This window comes from Bradyrhizobium manausense (assembly GCF_001440035.1).
Taxonomy (GTDB): domain Bacteria; phylum Pseudomonadota; class Alphaproteobacteria; order Rhizobiales; family Xanthobacteraceae; genus Bradyrhizobium; species Bradyrhizobium manausense.
Window position 1 is genome coordinate 203,306 of record NZ_LJYG01000101.1, and the last position, 17,007, is coordinate 220,312.

At 59.2% G+C, this 17,007-nt stretch carries 11 protein-coding genes and 1 pseudogene; 6 read left to right on the forward strand and 6 right to left on the reverse strand.

Annotation, left to right across the window (positions count from 1 at the left end; all coding sequences use genetic code 11):
- Nucleotides 1-514 precede the first annotated feature (514 nt).
- Nucleotides 515-724 carry a cold-shock protein gene (locus AOQ71_RS25975; protein WP_057752938.1) on the reverse strand — a complete coding sequence of 70 codons (210 nt, stop codon included), beginning with the start codon at nucleotides 722-724 and terminating at the stop codon, nucleotides 515-517.
- A 612-nt stretch (nucleotides 725-1,336) separates the two neighbouring features.
- Here AOQ71_RS25975 and AOQ71_RS50385 point away from each other — a divergent pair.
- Entirely contained in the window at nucleotides 1,337-1,543 is a 207-nt protein-coding gene (locus tag AOQ71_RS50385; protein ID WP_430648651.1) for a TenA/THI-4 family protein, read from the forward strand.
- 860 nt (nucleotides 1,544-2,403) lie between these two features.
- Nucleotides 2,404-2,580 (forward strand): hypothetical protein, encoded by a 177-nt coding sequence (locus AOQ71_RS45390; protein ID WP_157083651.1) that lies wholly within the window; start codon nucleotides 2,404-2,406, stop codon nucleotides 2,578-2,580.
- A gap of 729 nt (nucleotides 2,581-3,309) precedes the next feature.
- On the opposite strand, the gene AOQ71_RS25985 is transcribed toward AOQ71_RS45390, so the two are convergent.
- Entirely contained in the window at nucleotides 3,310-3,570 is a 261-nt protein-coding gene (locus AOQ71_RS25985) for a hypothetical protein (protein WP_157083652.1), read from the reverse strand.
- A 639-nt stretch (nucleotides 3,571-4,209) separates the two neighbouring features.
- Nucleotides 4,210-5,046 carry a hypothetical protein gene (locus AOQ71_RS25990; protein WP_057752939.1) on the reverse strand — a complete coding sequence of 279 codons (837 nt, stop codon included), beginning with the start codon at nucleotides 5,044-5,046 and terminating at the stop codon, nucleotides 4,210-4,212.
- A gap of 949 nt (nucleotides 5,047-5,995) precedes the next feature.
- Here AOQ71_RS25990 and AOQ71_RS26000 point away from each other — a divergent pair.
- The 3 genes and pseudogenes from AOQ71_RS26000 (at nucleotide 5,996) to AOQ71_RS26010 (ending at nucleotide 12,087) form a co-directional block, all read left to right on the forward strand.
- On the forward strand, nucleotides 5,996-8,452 hold the full coding sequence (locus AOQ71_RS26000) for an NEL-type E3 ubiquitin ligase domain-containing protein (protein WP_245317132.1): 2,457 nt from the start codon (nucleotides 5,996-5,998) through the stop codon (nucleotides 8,450-8,452).
- Between the two features lie 1,209 nt (nucleotides 8,453-9,661).
- Nucleotides 9,662-9,906, forward strand: a pseudogene (locus AOQ71_RS48515) (IS256 family transposase); the annotation flags it as partial.
- Nucleotides 9,907-10,056: 150 nt separating this feature from the next.
- A complete protein-coding gene (locus AOQ71_RS26010; RefSeq protein WP_083514495.1) occupies nucleotides 10,057-12,087 on the forward strand; it encodes a hypothetical protein in 2,031 nt (676 codons plus the stop codon).
- 608 nt (nucleotides 12,088-12,695) lie between these two features.
- On the opposite strand, the gene AOQ71_RS26015 is transcribed toward AOQ71_RS26010, so the two are convergent.
- Both AOQ71_RS26015 and AOQ71_RS43895 read right to left on the reverse strand, forming a co-directional pair.
- The gene (locus AOQ71_RS26015) at nucleotides 12,696-13,565 is read right to left on the reverse strand and encodes a hypothetical protein (RefSeq protein ID WP_057752891.1); all 870 of its coding nucleotides are present in this window, start codon (nucleotides 13,563-13,565) and stop codon (nucleotides 12,696-12,698) included.
- Nucleotides 13,566-13,681: 116 nt separating this feature from the next.
- The gene (locus AOQ71_RS43895; protein ID WP_347336711.1) at nucleotides 13,682-14,026 is read right to left on the reverse strand and encodes a DUF2848 family protein; all 345 of its coding nucleotides are present in this window, start codon (nucleotides 14,024-14,026) and stop codon (nucleotides 13,682-13,684) included.
- Between AOQ71_RS43895 and AOQ71_RS26020 the strand changes: the two genes are divergently transcribed.
- The gene (locus AOQ71_RS26020) at nucleotides 13,929-14,285 is read left to right on the forward strand and encodes a hypothetical protein (protein WP_162268406.1); all 357 of its coding nucleotides are present in this window, start codon (nucleotides 13,929-13,931) and stop codon (nucleotides 14,283-14,285) included. The genes AOQ71_RS43895 and AOQ71_RS26020 overlap by 98 nt on opposite strands.
- A 1,000-nt stretch (nucleotides 14,286-15,285) precedes the next feature.
- Here AOQ71_RS26020 and AOQ71_RS45395 read toward each other — a convergent pair.
- On the reverse strand, nucleotides 15,286-16,032 hold the full coding sequence (locus AOQ71_RS45395) for a hypothetical protein (protein ID WP_157083653.1): 747 nt from the start codon (nucleotides 16,030-16,032) through the stop codon (nucleotides 15,286-15,288).
- Nucleotides 16,033-17,007 lie beyond the last annotated feature (975 nt).

Below are 17,007 nucleotides of genomic sequence, written 5' to 3' on the forward strand. Positions count from 1 at the left end.
GATAAGCTTGAAGAATCATCCAATCCTAAAGTTCTGCCCCGGGGTCAATGAGGATGTCGTGATTGTGCTGGAACACTGCCTCTCGAGCCGGAGCGAGAAGTCAGCCAAGGCCGTAGTAGTCGGTGGCAAGGCCGCAAAGCCGCCCCGGAGGCGAAGGGCCAAACGAACACCGTCAACCTTTAAGGCACGAGGCGAGATCTCCCCAGGTAAGAACGCACTCCTTTACTGCACGACCGCCGGATTTACTCCGCTTCCCCTTGCGATCACGAGAGCTTTGCGGTCTCCGGCCCGCTCGCCGTGGTCGGCAACGACTTCTCTATCCGGTTCTTGTTCATCGGCCCGCAGCTTCGCTCCGCGCTTCCTCCCCACATTCGGTCGCCCTCAGCCCTTTGCTTCGCTCGTTGTGATCAACTCGCGATGGGACGTGCACCCATAAGAGTGCGCCCATGCTGGGCGCACCAAAGAAAAAGACCGCCACCTAGGGCGGGCTCTCCGGTTTCCGATCGCACGGGCCTCACGCAATGCGCAGGTTCTCCGCGGATGCCTTGCCCGAGCGGCGATCCGCCACGACATCGAAGCTGACGCGCGCGCCCTCGGCCAGGCCAGTGTACCCAGCCTTTTCCACTGCAGAAATATGAACAAACACATCCTTGCCGCCATCTTCAGGCTGGATGAAGCCATAACCCTTGGTTGCATTGAACCACTTTACAATTCCCATAGCCACTTTAAGAGTCTCCACTAGATTGCAACGAGTCGAGTTAACCAGCCTTTAGCGAGGTCATCAAGACAACTCGCCGGCGCGAACCGACGGGCTCTCCAGTGAGGCGCTGGTGATCAGAGGGGCGCGGCCGACTATCTTGTCGCTCCCCTCCGCGGTTGCTCCTTCGCGCACATGTTGCCTAAGGCGCACGCGACCTCGTCCTCGTCGGCTAACGTGCCCGGGATCGCGACGAAGATTTCCCGGCATGGTATCCCTGGCTGGTAGTGGTATGGGTGAACGTCGCGCATCGACGCCCCCCATTCGCCGCACCGGCGCACGATGTCGATTAGCCTTGGCCATAGGAGGGCCTCCGTGTGGTTTGTTAGAGCCGGGCCGGAAGGTCGCGCTTCCCCTCGGCTTGCTTTTCGTGACACGATGACTTCATGGTAAAAGCAATTCGTGACACCATGACGTCATCAAGAAAGCGGACTCCAGCGACCGGAGCCCAGTCACGGTTCGGATTCAGCCCGAATTGGCAAAAGATTTAGACGGTTGGCGTCGCAAGCAGCCTGACTTACCCGGCCGCCCCGAGGCGATCCGGCGGTTGCTGGAGATCGCGCTGAAGGCGAAGAAATCGTGACTCCACTAGCAGAACCGACCGACCTTGAGTTGATCCGCAAAATCGCTGCTGCGGGCGGAAGGAAATACACCGCCGGAAACATTGACCGCGGAAAATATCAACGCCTCGTGGCATTAGGCTGGCTGACCGAAGTCTCTGTCAACATCAGTGATGTCGTGTACGAGGTAACTGAGGCTGGGAAAGCGGCCGCGCGACTGAGATAAGGCGATTGCCGCCGCGAGTGCTGCGGGGATTCAAGCCGAGGTTAGCTAGCGACTCACGAGACATTAATTGAGAGAATCATCGTCGATCTCGTTAAGGCGTCGCACCATGGCTGCTAGCCCCCTGCCTCCGTCTTTTCTTCCTCTTTCCGCGATTTCCTTTTTGTCTGCGATCCCCTAGGCCACGAGATGAGTGCGCCGTAAACAAGGGCGAGACCAGCGACGATCAGCGAGATACCGAGAGCGCGCATGCTTGCGAGCCTCACAAAGAGAGGCATTTTACCTCAGTTTGGCGCGCGAGGCGCGTTCCTTGTCGACGCCAGGGGTCTTTGAGGGTCCCCTTCGGCGCGTCGCGAAGATTGATCAAAGATACGCAGTAGCGGGTCTGGGTCGGAAACTATGTGGCAGATGGAATCTCGGCTGCCAAGAAACCTTGACCGCTTGCAGTGGGCTGAGGACATCCACCAAAACAGCCCGTCCTCAGATATGGAAATAGACCAGAGGCAAATAGATGTATGTCCACCAGGCGAAGCCCGCCAATCCGGCCAGGACCAGCATATCTTCGTTGGTCATGGGGATCTCCGAAAGCAGTTTCGATTACCCTCCAACCAACGAGCGGCAGCGCGCGTTTCAATGGCGCATCAAATATACTTCAAAAAATGGAACATTTTGCGCCGCGCCGTAGCCGCGCCCGGTGCATATTTCGGGCTGGCGGAAGTACCGGCCGGGGCTGGACGCATCCACAGCCTATCTGGGGCGCCCAAAAGTGCGAGTTGTGCACCGTCTCCCCACAGGCTTCCAATAGCCAGGGGATGGTAGAGTCGTTCCCGTCTCGATAGACTTGATGATGGGGGAACATCCCAATGACCAATTGGCAATCTGATCTCGATGCGCTCATCGCGGAAACGAAGGCGTTCGTTGAAAAAGCTGGTGCCAAGCGCCTCGCCGACGAATACGATGCGGCGCAGGATCGTGGCGAACTTCGCAGCAATGGCGAACGCACCTTTTCCAGCCCGGAAAAGGTGAGCGTACCGAGTTAGTGTCGCCAAAGGAATTGCACGAAGCGCGCCTAATACGAGACGCCAAAGTAATGATCCAGGCATCGTTGGCCACGTGCTCGACGAACAACTTGCGTACGGCGAGGAGCCGACCAACGCCTCACGGCGTCAGATTGTTGCCGACCCGAACCAGCGCGAAGAAATCCTCCAACGTGTCGCAAGCTTCAGAGCGCAACAGGAACGCTTTATGAGGGAGCGAGAGGATTTTGCGGCAGCGGAATTGAGCAGAATGTGGGGGTCGCGCTAGTATCCGGCTTCAGAAGGCCTCAGGCCGCCGCGCTGATGCGGTATTTTGCTTGGGATTGTGGGGCAGCGGGCGCCAGAAAGGGCCGCTCCACGCGACGCCCCAGCCGCATCTAGCGTCCTATCCGCTGAGTCGTGCGTTGACAGCTTTCGGCCAGCCGCTTCGCTCATCGTTGACGATGTCACAGCTCACGCGCGCGCCCACGTGGTGCTCAACGCCGCGTGGGAACGACGTGGCATGCACGAATACATCGTGCCCCCGTCGTCAGGCCTGATGAAGCCGAAGCCTCGATCGGCGATCCACTTTTTGATAACTCCCGACGCCATCCGTCTGCTTTCCTTTTTGCTGCCGTTCGAGCTCTAAGCCGCCATCCGTGCCGCATTCGGTCGCGGGGTCTTCTTTGGGGCCGCCGGCGCTAACGCAGATCCGAGAATTTCCTTCAGTTTGTGGCGCAAGACGCGCTCAAGCTAATCTTCTAGGCCGAGATCGGTCAACATCCCATGAAGCCCTACGAGATGGATACGGTCATAAGCCTCGATGAACGCGAGACCCTTTTCGACCCAAGTCTTATGCATGCACCCACTCACCGCTCGGAGGATCGGCACGGTCAGCGCCGCCGCACCATTGCTGCTTTCAAAGACAGTGCGCAATAGCAGCGTGACTTGCTCTTCGCCCTTGGCGGTAAACCGCTTCGGGTCGATGCCTCGCAGAAGATCGTAGCGTCGCAACAGCGTCTGCAAATAACAACCGGCTTGGCCGCTTCCGTGGGAGCGAGATCCTGCGGCATATCTTCGAGCGCGTGGTTGCAACGTGAATGGCAGCGGGCCTCGTCAAAGGCGAAGGGTTCGCGGTGGATGCAAGCGTGATGGAAGCCAACGCAGCCGCTACCATGGTAAATCCTGAAGCGCGCGCGTAGTGGTCTGACCGCTTCAACCAAAAAGGATACGACAACCTCGATCTCAGGGTGGTGCTCGCTAACGCCACGCCGCCCGCGTGGCGGTGCGCGAATCCCGCTCACCTTGCTGCCGATTGACGCGCACCGACAGATGCGGCAGGAAACAGGCGGATGATGTTTGGGTCCGCGCGAACGCATAGGACCGATCGCGCAGGCGTGGGTCCGGTGATCGGCGCCTGCACGTTCTGCTCAAGCGGCAGCGCTATCAGATCTCATCGACGGGCAGACAGGCTAACGAAAAGACAGTTTCAGCCTCCTTACCAAGGAGGCCGAAACCCGGCGACAGCACGCGAGCGCCGATGATGGAGCCGATGTCGTCGAACGACCGCTTAGCGAGCCGCCTTCAGTAGAGCAACCGACATGTTCCAGGTTCAGTCTTGTCCGACCCGTCTGCCAGAGATCCTAAGCGATCCTACATAAAGTCGTAGTCGTCCTCGGCCCGATCCGAAACGCGCCCTGTTTCACTCTCGGTATCATTGGCCTCTGCTTTGGATAAATATAGTGCGGGCTTGTCTGCCCGCTGCCATTGACCGTCACTGTTCTTCGTCCATCTCTCCGGATGCTGGGTGGGATCAAGCACCATGTTATCGTCATCCACGTCAACAAAGCCAAACTGCTGCGAGCGGGCCCTGGCTTCTGCATTACCAGGACGGGAATGGAGGAGCGCCCCATCGCCATCTAGCCGAAGCTGATGCTCCAGCAAAATATCGCCCGCGTTATCGACGAGCGGATGGACGATCCGAAGATCTACGGTGGATGTGACTTCAGTTCGCCCGGGAAACTTTTTCTGCCACTGTTCTCCTTGGAACACGTCGCGCATCTCAAATCCGCCTTCTGTTCTTAAGAGTCCAACACTTGTGTTGCCTAGCTGATAGCTGAAATAGCGCGCGCTTTCCGTATCGTATTTCGTGGTGCCGTATTGTTCAGCAATTTCTTTTGTGCGCTTGGCCTTCGAGGATATGTGAGGCGAATACTCTTGTGGGTTCGCGGCAATATACATGATCTCATCGTCATGGAAGGCTTTTGCTTGTTCAGCGAATGAGCGCTTCGAGATCTCCACGACAGGAGGCCTGCCAACGAGCGAGTATGACTGTGTTGCTGACGGAGACGGACCAGCGTGCGAGTTCGGCCCCAAGTGCATGTTTGCGAGCGTCTCCGCGAAGCTGTCGCTGTCCGCCGAATATCTGGCATCGTCGGCCTGGCAAGCGTTGCAAAATTGGCCGGATGAGCCATTGATTCGGCTATACATGTAAATTTTCCTCCTATCGGTGAAGTTGCTTGGCAGCGAATTCTGGCTGCTCAAGCGAGCGCACATGCATATTTGTCCCAGCTGACGCCAATCTGACGTGTAGGTCAGGATATGCGAGACGGCTTCTAGGCGGCCGGCATGCGACCTTTCGATCACGACGACGCACGCGGGCTCGCGTGCCGTTGCTTTGCAGGACAGCGTTCGCGGTGTTGGCTCGAACGCGCTGACAAATTGCAACTTTTGCCCGGTCTCTGATTTCCCAGGCGCTGTTGTGAGAGCTAACCGCTATGGCACTCTGCGCCTCGTCATACCCTCATCCAGGCGGGCGTGGCGCCCGATTTAATGGGTGGCGTCCTGTTGGCTGATGTTGCCGAGACCGCTTTTGCCGGCAGAGCACATTTTGAGATTCGTCGCGGTAAGACGATAACCCTCGGCCTCAGGCCCGCGTCCCCGTCGCAGATCATCGTCGAGCCTCTCGCGTATTTGATGACCCGGGCCATTAGCGGTTGTGGTTTAGACGCGATCATGCCTGCCTCGCGCGGCACCGCTGCGTAACCGGCCCAGCGGGGACTGTGATCATCCCCCTCACAAGTCTGGCAGACCTGTTTGCAGTCAACTAACGTGCGTCATGATCGCGGCGCATTAGCTTCAGCTTGGACGGAATTGACCACGAGATCGCCACCAGTTGTTGACCGCGTCGCCGGCGTTCCGCAAGCGCGGACGTTCTTGAGAGAGTCTTGTAAATCGGCTGCTCGAAACGCCGGGACGGTCCGGCCTCGGCATGACTGACCGCAGCGCGGGCGTTCAGCGCTAAGCGTCCCGCGGTGACCTAACAGGACGGTTACGATCATTCTGATTCCTCGTCAGCTTCTCGAAAGCTAAGCCTCGTAGCGATAGCGTGTTTATCCAGGTTCGGCGTTAGCTGGTCAGATCTGTCAAAGGAGATAAGATGGATCCGTTCAACAACCTCAACCCGTTCGAGCCCCCAGATGTCGAGCCCGCGTACTATGACTGGCTGCAACAGCAGCAGGCGGACCCAGCGGGGTTTCAGCAGCACCTGAACGAGTTGCACCCGCACGATCGCCCGCCCCCCAATTCAAATAGCGTCCGCGACACGCACGGTGTGTCGAACAGAGATCCGGATTTTTTGAGTATGCCGCACGAGGATCGCGTCGGACAAGGCACCTCGCGGTTGCCCTCGGATCACCCCACCTTCTCTGGGCAAGGTGTCAATCAACATATGCCTTTTGCGGCCGCGGATCGCGGTGACCAGTTGCCAGCCGGCAATTTCAGTCTGACGGATGATTGGCACGGCATGGACGCAGCTGCCGATTGGCCGACGCATAATGTCGATCAGGAGGAGCATTGGTGGGCGGAGCCCGGTGATGTGGTGCCGGAGTGGCCAACGCCCCCCGCAATTCCTTGGCAGCAAAATCTCGGGGCATCAATCCTTCCCCGACCGCCCCGGCCAGGCGATGTCAGTACTTCAAGAGGAGGCCGCCGGCTCACCCCGGCGCAGTGGACCGAAGCATTGCATGGCACGTGGGCCTCTTGCAGCGGTTCGACGGATCTTGAGAACACCGTCCTCGGGGAATCGCCTCTCGACCAGATCTTGGACACATGGGCCAGCGAGGAGGGGCAGACGGAAGACGAGGACCGCCAAGAGGCGGTAAGACGAATAAAAGCCTGGGCAGAGACCGGCGACGTCTATGCAGGGCTGGAGCTGCAAGACCTGGGCCTGAGGACATTGCCCGCCGCCCTTCCATCCGGGCTCCAGTCACTCAACGTGAGCGACAACGAGCTGGTGCGCCTGCCTGACACTCTCCCGTCCGAACTCCGCACGCTCGCCATCAGCAGCAATCGGTTGACCCGCCTGCCTGACGCCCTCCCGACGGGACTCCAGTCACTTGTCATCGGCAGCAACCAGCTGACCCGATTGCCCGAAACCCTTCCGGAGGGCCTTTCGACACTCGCCGTCAGCGGCAACCGGCTGACCAGCCTGCCAGACACCCTGCCGGCCGGGCTCCAGGACCTCGATGTCCGCGGCAACCTGTTGACCAGCCTGCCCGACGCCCTCCCGAGCGGACTTCAGTTGCTTGCCGTCGGCGGCAACCGGCTGACATACCTACCCGACACTCTCCCGCCCGAACTCCAAGAACTCGAAGCCGACGGCAACCGGCTGACCAGCCTGCCCGACACTCTTCCCGCCGAGCTCCAGTTGCTCTTTGCCCGCGATAACCAGCTAAATAGCCTGCCCGAGACACTCCCGACTGAGCTCCAGAGACTCCACGTCAGCGCCAACAGGCTGACGAGCTTGCCCGAGACCCTGCCGGTCGAACTCCAGGTGCTCGAGGCACGCGACAATCACCTGAGCAGCCTGCCGGAGACCCTGCTAACCCAGCTAGGTTCTGGGTGCATGGTTTATGTGGATAATAATCCGCTGCCCGACGAGGTGCGGACGAATTTGGCGGCAACCCTGAATGCGCGGGGCTATGCAGGCCCACGGGTCTTCTTCTCGATGGGCGGGGAAACGGCGGTGGATCAGGAACGACCGCTGGCCGAGGCGGTAGCGGACTGGTTGAAGGGTGAGCCGGAGACGATCGCCGCCTGGCAGAACTTCGCCGACGAGGAGGGCGCCGCGGAATACGCGCTCTTCCTCGACAAGCTGCAGAAGACTGTGAATTATGACAATCCCGAGTTCCGACAAGCGGTGGCCGAGGATCTGCGACAGGCAGCGATCAAGCCGCTGTTGCGCCAGCAGTTTTTTCAGCTGGCCTTCGGGGCGAGCGAGACCTGCCAGGATCGCATCACTCTGACCTGGAACGGCATGCAGACCGCACGTCTGATCGCTGACGTCGAGGACGAGGTCTATGACGATCGGCTGGACGAACTCATCCAGCAGGCGCGAGTCCTGTTCCGACTGAACGCGCTCGAGCCGATCGCCCGTCACAAGGTCGACTCGCTCCGCTTCGTCGACGAGATCGAGGTCTATCTCGCCTATCAGGTCAAGCTACGTGAGCGGCTGGACCTGCAGCTCATCGCTCCGGACATGCGGTTCTTTGATGTCGCTTACGTCACTGACGACGACCTCAACGCAGCCGAGATCCAGGTGCGCAATGAGGAGGCGGCGGGGTTCGCCGACTATCTGGCAACTCGCTGGCAACCGTGGGAGATGGTGGTGAGCCGGATCGCTCCCGAAGCCCATGCACAGATGGAGAACCGGCTCGCCGAGGCGATAAACGAGGAGTTTCCAAGCCGCCTCGAGCAACGGCTCGCCGATCATCACCTCACCGGAGACCGCGAGGCCGAGGTGCAGTTCGGAGCCCAGATCCGCGAAGAGATCGCTCGCGAGATCAAGGGCGCTCTGATGCGCCAGGTGCTTGAGGAACACGCGATTGAGCTGTGAAGCGGCCTTCCAATTGCAGGGGCGTCAATTTTGTTTCCACCCGGCCCCCGCTACGTCATGTTGTTTTCGGATCCCGGCGCGCCGAATGAGCCGTTTGTTGAAAACGCTCAGCCGGCAGATCCACGCGCATGACGGAGCTGACGTCTTCGAACGATTACCGGGCGCGCGCGGCAGCGGCTCAGATGCAATTCATCAGCTTCGCAAGCGGCCGATACTGTTGCTGTACAATTGCTGCTTGGCAATCAGGATACCCAGCCGTGGTGAGACGCTGGACTGATTGACTGGCAAATCGTCTAAATCGCGATGAGATTAGGATGATTCGTCACTGCGCTTTAGGTTGTTGTTTGCGCATGATCTCCGTGCAAACGCGTTCCGCGTTTGTCGCGAGGGAAAACCGCTTCACACAATTCCGGATCATGCCTTAGGGATTTGCTTGTGCATCCTGGCGAGCTCCATCGGGGTGCCGATTTGGAAGTCGGAAAACGCCATAGCGAGGCGGAGTTTCCGGAATGGGCAGTCAGGCGAAGCGTCGCTCTTGAAGACCAAGTGCATTAAACTGCAGCGGGCCGATGTTCGACGGGAAAAAGTCCAACCGGCTGGCCCTTACCTGGAATTCCGCGAGGACAGTCGAGCTGGTCGACGCCGACCGCAAGCTTCTCGCAGTTGAGGCAGCGCGGCACCGAAGCGACAAGTGGGCTGCGAGATCGACCTCAGCCTATTCTTCCGAATTTGTTCGCATCGATGTCGATCTGAAACCAGGCGGCATCGCGTGAGGCCACGAGATCACGAAGTCCGCTGTGACCAGCTCAAGATCGGAATTGAATGAGGCACAAATTTCAGCCGATCTCGCTCAGTCTTAAAGACTATCAGCTGGTACGCCAGCATTGATTGGATGCCTTCGCGATGATGCGGCACATGCTGCATCACTCCGGCCACGGCGCATGCAGGAAAATCGATCGGCCGACCAATGCCGAGCTTGCGCGGCGCCGAGCACGAGCGAAGCGTGACGTCAGACTTCTCGCCCTCGTTAGGTCAGTCGCGGCAGTCGCCACCACGGCAGTTAGCATGTTGGAATCCAGCATCGGCTGATAGTCGTAGATGTAACCTGTTGAAGATCCCTGGTTCTGTTGAATTTCTTCAAGAGGTCGGCGTTGCCCGCCTTGAGGCGGTACGCTCGGGACGCTGAATTCCACTAGGGAGAGCAATTCCATGACGCGAGTTATCTCACCGCCCGGTTCGCCGGCGAGCGGGGCTATGGACGAAGCGTTTTCGGAAAATGCGGGCGAGCTTGGATCGGCTCGAGCTTACGGTAGGGATCGAGGTACTCGGCACGATGATGAAGGCGGATGTCACGGCGGCCTGCGGGGCGTGCTATGGTCGCGAGGCGGCGCGGCCGGCGCACCATTGGGGGCCGAACGCGGGAGCGGATTGGCTTGCACAGCCGCAAGATCGATACGTGTGCTCGGCTATTGCCTCGTCAGCTTTCGAAAGCTTATCCCCGCAAAATCAACTTGGCTCTCGCTTGAATCTCCGTCACCTGCGCACACTGGGCCGGAGCTTAGGTTGGCAGAGTTGCGTAAGACGCGAAAGTCAAGGAGAGCTCGATGGATCCAATCGACCCATTCAATAATACGGGAGCTTGGATGCAGCAATACTCCGCCCTGCGGGCGGGGCAACAATCGGAGAATGCGAGTGAGCAGGGCAGCTTTGAGCGGCAGATGGAGCGGTTGCAACTCAATTCGACTGATGAGAGCTCCACAGACTCCAGTTCACCTCATCAGAGTCCCGTAGAGGACGGTAGAGAGATCCGGCGCGCTGATATTGGCGGTTCGATGCGCATGCCGTCACAGTCTCGGCTGGGAGGCAATTCGTTCAGAAGAACGAGGCATAGCGTAGACATCCCCCGCACTCACCTTGGAAGTTCGACCGAAGTCCTGCCGCATTCCAATTTGCGGGATGATCTGTTCAGCAGCGCGCGCTACGGCTTGCCAATGGCGCAGCCCGCGATGGGGGCGAAGAGCAGCAAAAGCCGCGGACTGTGGTCGCGCATCAAGTCAGGCGTTACGAAGGCCTTAGGGGGAACCAGCAGTCGGGAGTCGTCCGGCTCCGCGGAGCAGGAGTTCATTTCAACGACGTTTCGCGCTGATCATGCCAAACAGCCCGGCCGAACACGCGGGGTCCCGGACGACGACAAGGCTCTATTTGAGGAATTCAAAAGCAGAGCCACGGGGACGCTGGGGGATGGCACCATAAGAAATGCAATAGCCGATCTGCGCCATTTCAGCGCCCGCCTGAGCGAGAACGGGCAGGCATCAATCGCGGATCGAATTGGCAACCCGGCGTTGGCCGATGAATTGGATAACGATGCTGACACCTATGCGAAGGATCGCAGCAGGCGAATCAAGGCGGCCTTAAAAAAGCTGCGGGACGTCGGCGCCGGAAAGGAACTGTCAGCCGATATCCGCCGCTTAAATCCCTATCCCGCAGACGCAACCCTCATCGACATGTGGGCCGCGGCGGAAAAGGCCGCCCAGCGGATCGAGCGGGAGAGCGTGGATAGGCAGGCTCGTCGCCTTTACAGGCTGAGCGATTGGCTGCAAGCACGCGAGAGAGAAGCCATGGCTGGCCGGCTCTTTACCACTGGGTTGACCCAAGATGTTGAGGCCTACCGGCAAGAAACCAAGGACTCCAAAATCAACGCTGATTTGCTAAGGCTTAAGCGATACCAGCAGGTCCTCGATGCAAACAGAGCGCTGGGGTTGCAGCCTCCTGTGGATGCCCCTCCACTTTTCGGTGAAGACGCTCAGCAGCCCGGCCCCCCGCAGGAGTTTCCCGCAACGCCAGCCACCCCAAGCTCGGGAGCTTGGGCCGTGTTCAGGGAAGCGATGCGAGAGCCCACTCCATCATCATCCACACCGCAACCCAACTGGTTTTTGGAGCTTCCGGCAACGCCAGCAACGCCGAGCGCGGGAGCTTGGGATTTGTTTAGAGAGGCGATGCAAGGACCAGCTCCATCATCATCTGGAACGCGTCCGCCGTCAGACATCTATGGCGGTCTTGATCCGCTGGTTAACCTAGATCCGCCCACACCCCATGAATTGCGCGACGATGCTCATTGGGCGCCGGCGCCCGCCTTCGCCGGACCGCCGTCGTTCGCCGGGCCATCGAGGGCCCCTCAGGAGCTACGCGAAATCGGACATGTCGTCGGCGAGGGGTGGGAGCACCGCTCCCAACCTGCCTCCCCCGTCCTGGTCGACATACTGGATAATATCAATCTGCTGCCGAACCAGTACGGCCCCAGCCAATTCTTGATCAACGGTGAGCTCTACTCGGCCACGTTGGGGGCAGGAGGGCGCAGGGACGTTCGTCTCATCCATCATCCTCGCGCTCGGCCTACGAATGAAGCCGGGCCATCCTATCAGCCGCAAGTGGACATCGGGCCTCTCATCCGCGGGGGATGGCAGCATCGCGAACGCTGGCTTCCGGATTATCTCATCCCTGACCTGGAGGGCGAGCGCCTGATGCCAAGCGCTGGGCGGCCGACGAGCTTCTATATCCGCACCGTGCCTTACAGGGCCGAGTTGCAGGAAACGAACCGGGGCCCACGGGTTCGTCTCTTTCCTCAACGTGGCTGACAACGCGCTCGGACCGCAATGTGCGAAAAATGGGCGGTGCGCACGCGCTCGACGACCCTCCAATTGTGCAGAGTTGATGCGTCCGGAATTGATCGAACCCTTAGCGCAGGAGAGAAGCCTATTGAACTGAGATGTCAGTCCGAGAGGTTATTGGTCGTCGCCCCCCTCTCAAGCCGGCAGGTCCAGATGGCTACGATGGGCCGTCGTCGGCAGCGCATGATCGACGAGATGACGGTCCGCGACTTGTCGCCGTCGACCGAAGAACTCAAATATCTGCCCTGACCCTCCTGCGTCGATGGCTACGAAAAGCGTGCCATCGTGTAAAATGATCGAAGTGCGCCCACCTGCGCTCGGCAAAATCTCCATGTTCGACAGCGACGTCCGGAGCCTTCTTGCCAATCATGGCGGACTTGCATTGATTATGCTTTCTGATGCTGGAAGCTTCTCGTGCCATTCCGCATGCGCGCCGCCGAACTCGGACGCCAGTTGGTCCGCGAGGCGCGCTGATAATGCGCGCCGTCGGGGCGCACCATACGAACCTACGAACAATTTGCGTCTGCAGGAGAGAGCGGCCTCAACGCCCCTCTCTCGCTGCCGATTTGCCTGGCCTACATGAAGTCGTAGTCGTCCTCCCAATCGGGCGTCCTATTTGCTGCACGTGCCGAGCTTTCGGCATGCCTGCCACCGCTCTCCTCAGTCTTCGCAAGATAAAGCGGAGGCTTGTCTGCTCGCTGCCAATCACCCGCGCTATTGTTCGTCCACTTGTCGGACCGTGTGGGGTCAAGCACCATCATCGAGTCGCTTACATCAACAAAACCGAGCGTCGCGGCCCGGTTCCTTGCCGACTCGTTTATCGGATGGGATAGCAGCAGCGGGCTGTCGCCATCCAACCGAAGTTGATGCTCTAGCAAAATGTCCCCTGCATTATCCACCAAGGGATGAACGACCCGAAAATCGATAGTCGAGGTAATTTCCTTCCGTCCAGGGAACAGCCTTTCAAATTTGGCGCGCGCACGCTTATCTTTGAACACCTCTTTGAAGGGAGCCCCACTTTCCGTGCGCAGAAGTCCGACACTTTTCTCCCCAAGCTGGTAGCTGAAATACCTCGCATCTTCTGAACCTTTTCTCCCGGAATCATAGGCAACTTGTGCAGTCCGTGCGGCCTTATTTGCGATCGGAGCCGAATATCTCTGCGGGTTACTGGCGATCTCATGAATTTCGTCGCCATAAAAATCTTCCACCTTTTCGAGGAATTCGTCTCGAGAAAGCTCCACCACAGGTGGCTCGGAGGCGAGGAAGTAGGAGCGTGAACCGCTGGCGGAAGAACTTCCATAAGAGCCCGGATCTGTTACGTGCATTCCAGAAAAGGCGTCCTCGAAGCTTCGCCCATATGCGTCGAAGGCGGACTGTGTCGTCTCATCACTGTCGTGATAGGCTGCCCATGGAAAACTAGATGAGTCGTTGATTCGATTGTACATGGACTTGGTATTCCTTTCAGGGAAGATGATTTAACCGAGCATGGGCCGGTCGGGCCGAGCGGAGATTTAATAGTCAGCCTGTCTGACGAGAAACTTACGGCCCTTCTCAATAGGACTTAACACCTCACGGCTGTCACTGGATCTTTCGTGCTCTCTGCCCGGAGGTCCCGTGCTATGCCCAATGCTTGCGCCTTCCGATCGGTATGGTCAGATCCGATACCGACCCAGAGCCCGTCAACCATAGCGACAATGACGGGTTCGATTTCGCCGGAACTGTCAGGGCCGCGTACGGTGAGGCAGGTGTCCTGGGTTCGCGTTTTTGCGGCGACGCGGTAGTAGTGCGGCGCCGTTGATGGGCGCGGAATGCCGAGCGCGGTGAGTTTTTCGATATGGTGTCGATCGCCGCGGCATCCCTGCCCGCCCACCGGCAATGACAGAGAAATCGATCTTGACGCTGACACGCTCTTGGTCGGGCGACGTGGTCAGGATTTCACCGCGCTCAATCTGCAACGTCCTGTCGGCGATCCGATCAAGACGGGTCGCCTCAGCCTTGTGATGAAGGCAATGCCAACCCGCGTCACGGCGGATTGGATGGCGCAAGCTGCGCACCACGCGCTTCGCCTTCAGATAATTGGCGACGTCGAGCGCCCAGACAAGGCCGACGAGTCACACAGCCGCACGCCCAATATCCGACACCATGGCAGGTCTGGATACCTGTGACGCTCGCGCTGAAAACCATGCCGTCGCGTCGCTGGAGCGATGACTAGAACCGCCTGATGCGCCAGCCGACACAGGAACACACGGGCACAAGTTCGCTGACAACCTAATGAGACTGCAAAGATTCTGGCGCTTGGTTGAGCGTTCCCATGATAACAGAGCAGTCGGGGCCGAAATCCGAGGTGCGTGCGGGCCTTTGCGGAGGTGTGACGGGATGGCGGATTTGTGCATGATGCCATGGACAAGCTGAAAACATCGATTACGTGAAGAGAGGCTCATCGCTCCGCTGCGCCGATCCGGAACGGAAGATGCGACTTCGAAAAGATTGGGCTCCGTGGGGGATTTCGATTGGCAGCAGAGCGGACAAGCCACTGCAATCGCGTCCACACTGAAGCTCTTTTAGGCGACTCGCCACATCGCCCGTTCCAGGCCGTGCACGCCTGGCGACGCGTTCTTTGTCGTTTGACCCGACGGGAGAGTGAACATAATTTTGAGATGGCATTGCCTGGACGCTGAGAAATCTTTATCGGCGTCGGCCGCGATCATCTCTACGTGCTCTATCTAGCGCCGGCGGGAGGCCTCGCCAACTACTAACTACAACGGCTGCAAGAGCAGACATTGAGAGCACGGGCTTCACGATCATCGCGAAAGTGGTCGACCTGCTGAGCGATTTGGCCGGTGGCCACCCCAAAATGAAACCCTTCTGTTTCATTTGTTGAGATCGGGGACTCTCGGGCCTGCTAAAGGGCGTGAAAAGAAGCCGCCGCCGAGGCGGAGTCCGGGCGGCTGCTCGGCGCTTTGCGCTGCAGCAATTAGCCCTGCGTCCCGACGATCTTATTGCCTGACAGAACGAAGGTCTTGGCGTTCACATCGCTATCCCGCGAGCCCTCTTTTTTGCCCGCACCAGCGTCGCGTGTTCAGATGATGCGCCGGAACCGGCCGAATCCGCGGCATTGTCTCAGAATCTTATTTTCGATCGCGAGTGGAACGCCTTTTCGGTGCCTCAGAGTCCATCTGGCGACGTCCGGCGCGGTGCAGAATCGGCATTGTCGCGCAACTCGTGCGGTGCGGGCGCATTCAGATCAATAAACGACTCAAGACCGCCGTAGATGTCTGAAGGAGGCCTGATAGACGACGACGGTCCGGCAACATCCTGAGCCGGCACAGAATGAGCATCGTCGCGCAACTCGTACGGTGTGGGCGCATTCAGATCAATAAACGACTCAAGACCGCCGTAGATGTCCGACGGAGGCCTGACGGGCGACGACGGTCCGGCGACGTCCAGCGCCGGCGCAGAGTGAGCATCGTCGCGCAAGTCGTACGGTGTGGGCGCATTCAGATCAATAAACGACTCAAGACCGCCGTAGATATCCGACGGAGGCCTGACAGACGACGACGGTCCGGCAATGTCCAGCGCTGGTGCAGAGGCTCCCGCGATGGTGATCGCGGAAAACTCCTGCCGCCGAACCACCTCGCGATCGCTTTCCATGACGGGCAAACCGGGTTGCGCAGGGTCCCGCAACCTCGGTGCCTGGCCCGTCCCAACGATGTGCAGGCGGTTTTGAAGCAATGCCAAATCCGCGTCGGTTAGTGTTCGATCCCTGCGCGTGCTAATCACTTCCCTGTACGCGGCAACGTCTGCCTGAAACGCATCCTGCTGCTGCTGGTCTCCGTTAAATCGGCCGGCTATGCTCCCCCTATGTCCGTTCAGGAGCCACTCGCTCAGATAACGAAGACGGGTGGCCCGCATATGAATGGACCTCCTCTGCTCACCGGTCGAGGCTCCATGCTCACGCGCGGCGTGCTGCACCGCTTCGTTGATGAGGCGAGCGTCCTCGGGATAAGTTCGTATGGCGCGTGGGGGGCGACCGAGTACCTCATCCAACGACGGGAGCGTTCCGGGCAGGAGCTTGTTCACCGACGACACGACACTCCGAGAGCCGCCACCATTGATATAGTCCCGCACATCGGCTTGAAGGGACTCATCGTCACCCCGGGCGGCTAGCGGGGCCTTACTGTTCTCCCGGAGCCAGATGCTTAGATTTTGTATATCAGTTCCCGCGTTTGCGACGGAACGGTCGGGTACACCTCTGCCCCGGGCTGTTCGCTTAGCTTCGCTAATAAGCGCCACATCCTCCCCGAATGCTTGGTCGTGATTGCGCCTGGCGCGCCGGCCCGGCCCCGAACCGGCTCGCAATTCACTCACGTGTTCTTCAAAGCTCGCTTGGAGGCTCGCGTCGCTCGCTTGTTGCCGCTCCCCAATGTCGGCATTCTGCTGTGCAATTTCAGAGGCCGACGGGTTCAAGTACGAAGGGTTGAACTGCGAACCATCTATCCTATGCTCCATCTGAAAAAAGTGTTCCGCAAAGAGCCCTCGCAGCCAGATTTGGTGCAAAGGCAGGCGACAGATTGAAGGCGGTGGGCATTTCGGTGAAGATCTGACCGCCGAAGTCCGAACTGCGAACAACGAACAACAAGCCTGTGTTACCGCCGCGCCCCGGATCTCCGATGATTGCGCGCGTGTCTCCCCCAGGCTCTTTGCCATCGGCGGGCGATCGCCTTGCGGGGCCCCCCTTCGATCCTAGAAGAGTTAGCTTTCGAGAAGCTGACTAGACGAATGAAGGACCGAGGGACAGGCGCGCCCCGTTTTGGGCAGGCTTTTCGGTCGTGAGCCGTGCGCGCTTCAAGATGAGGTCTTGATCGAGCACCTTGCTGGCAAGGTGCT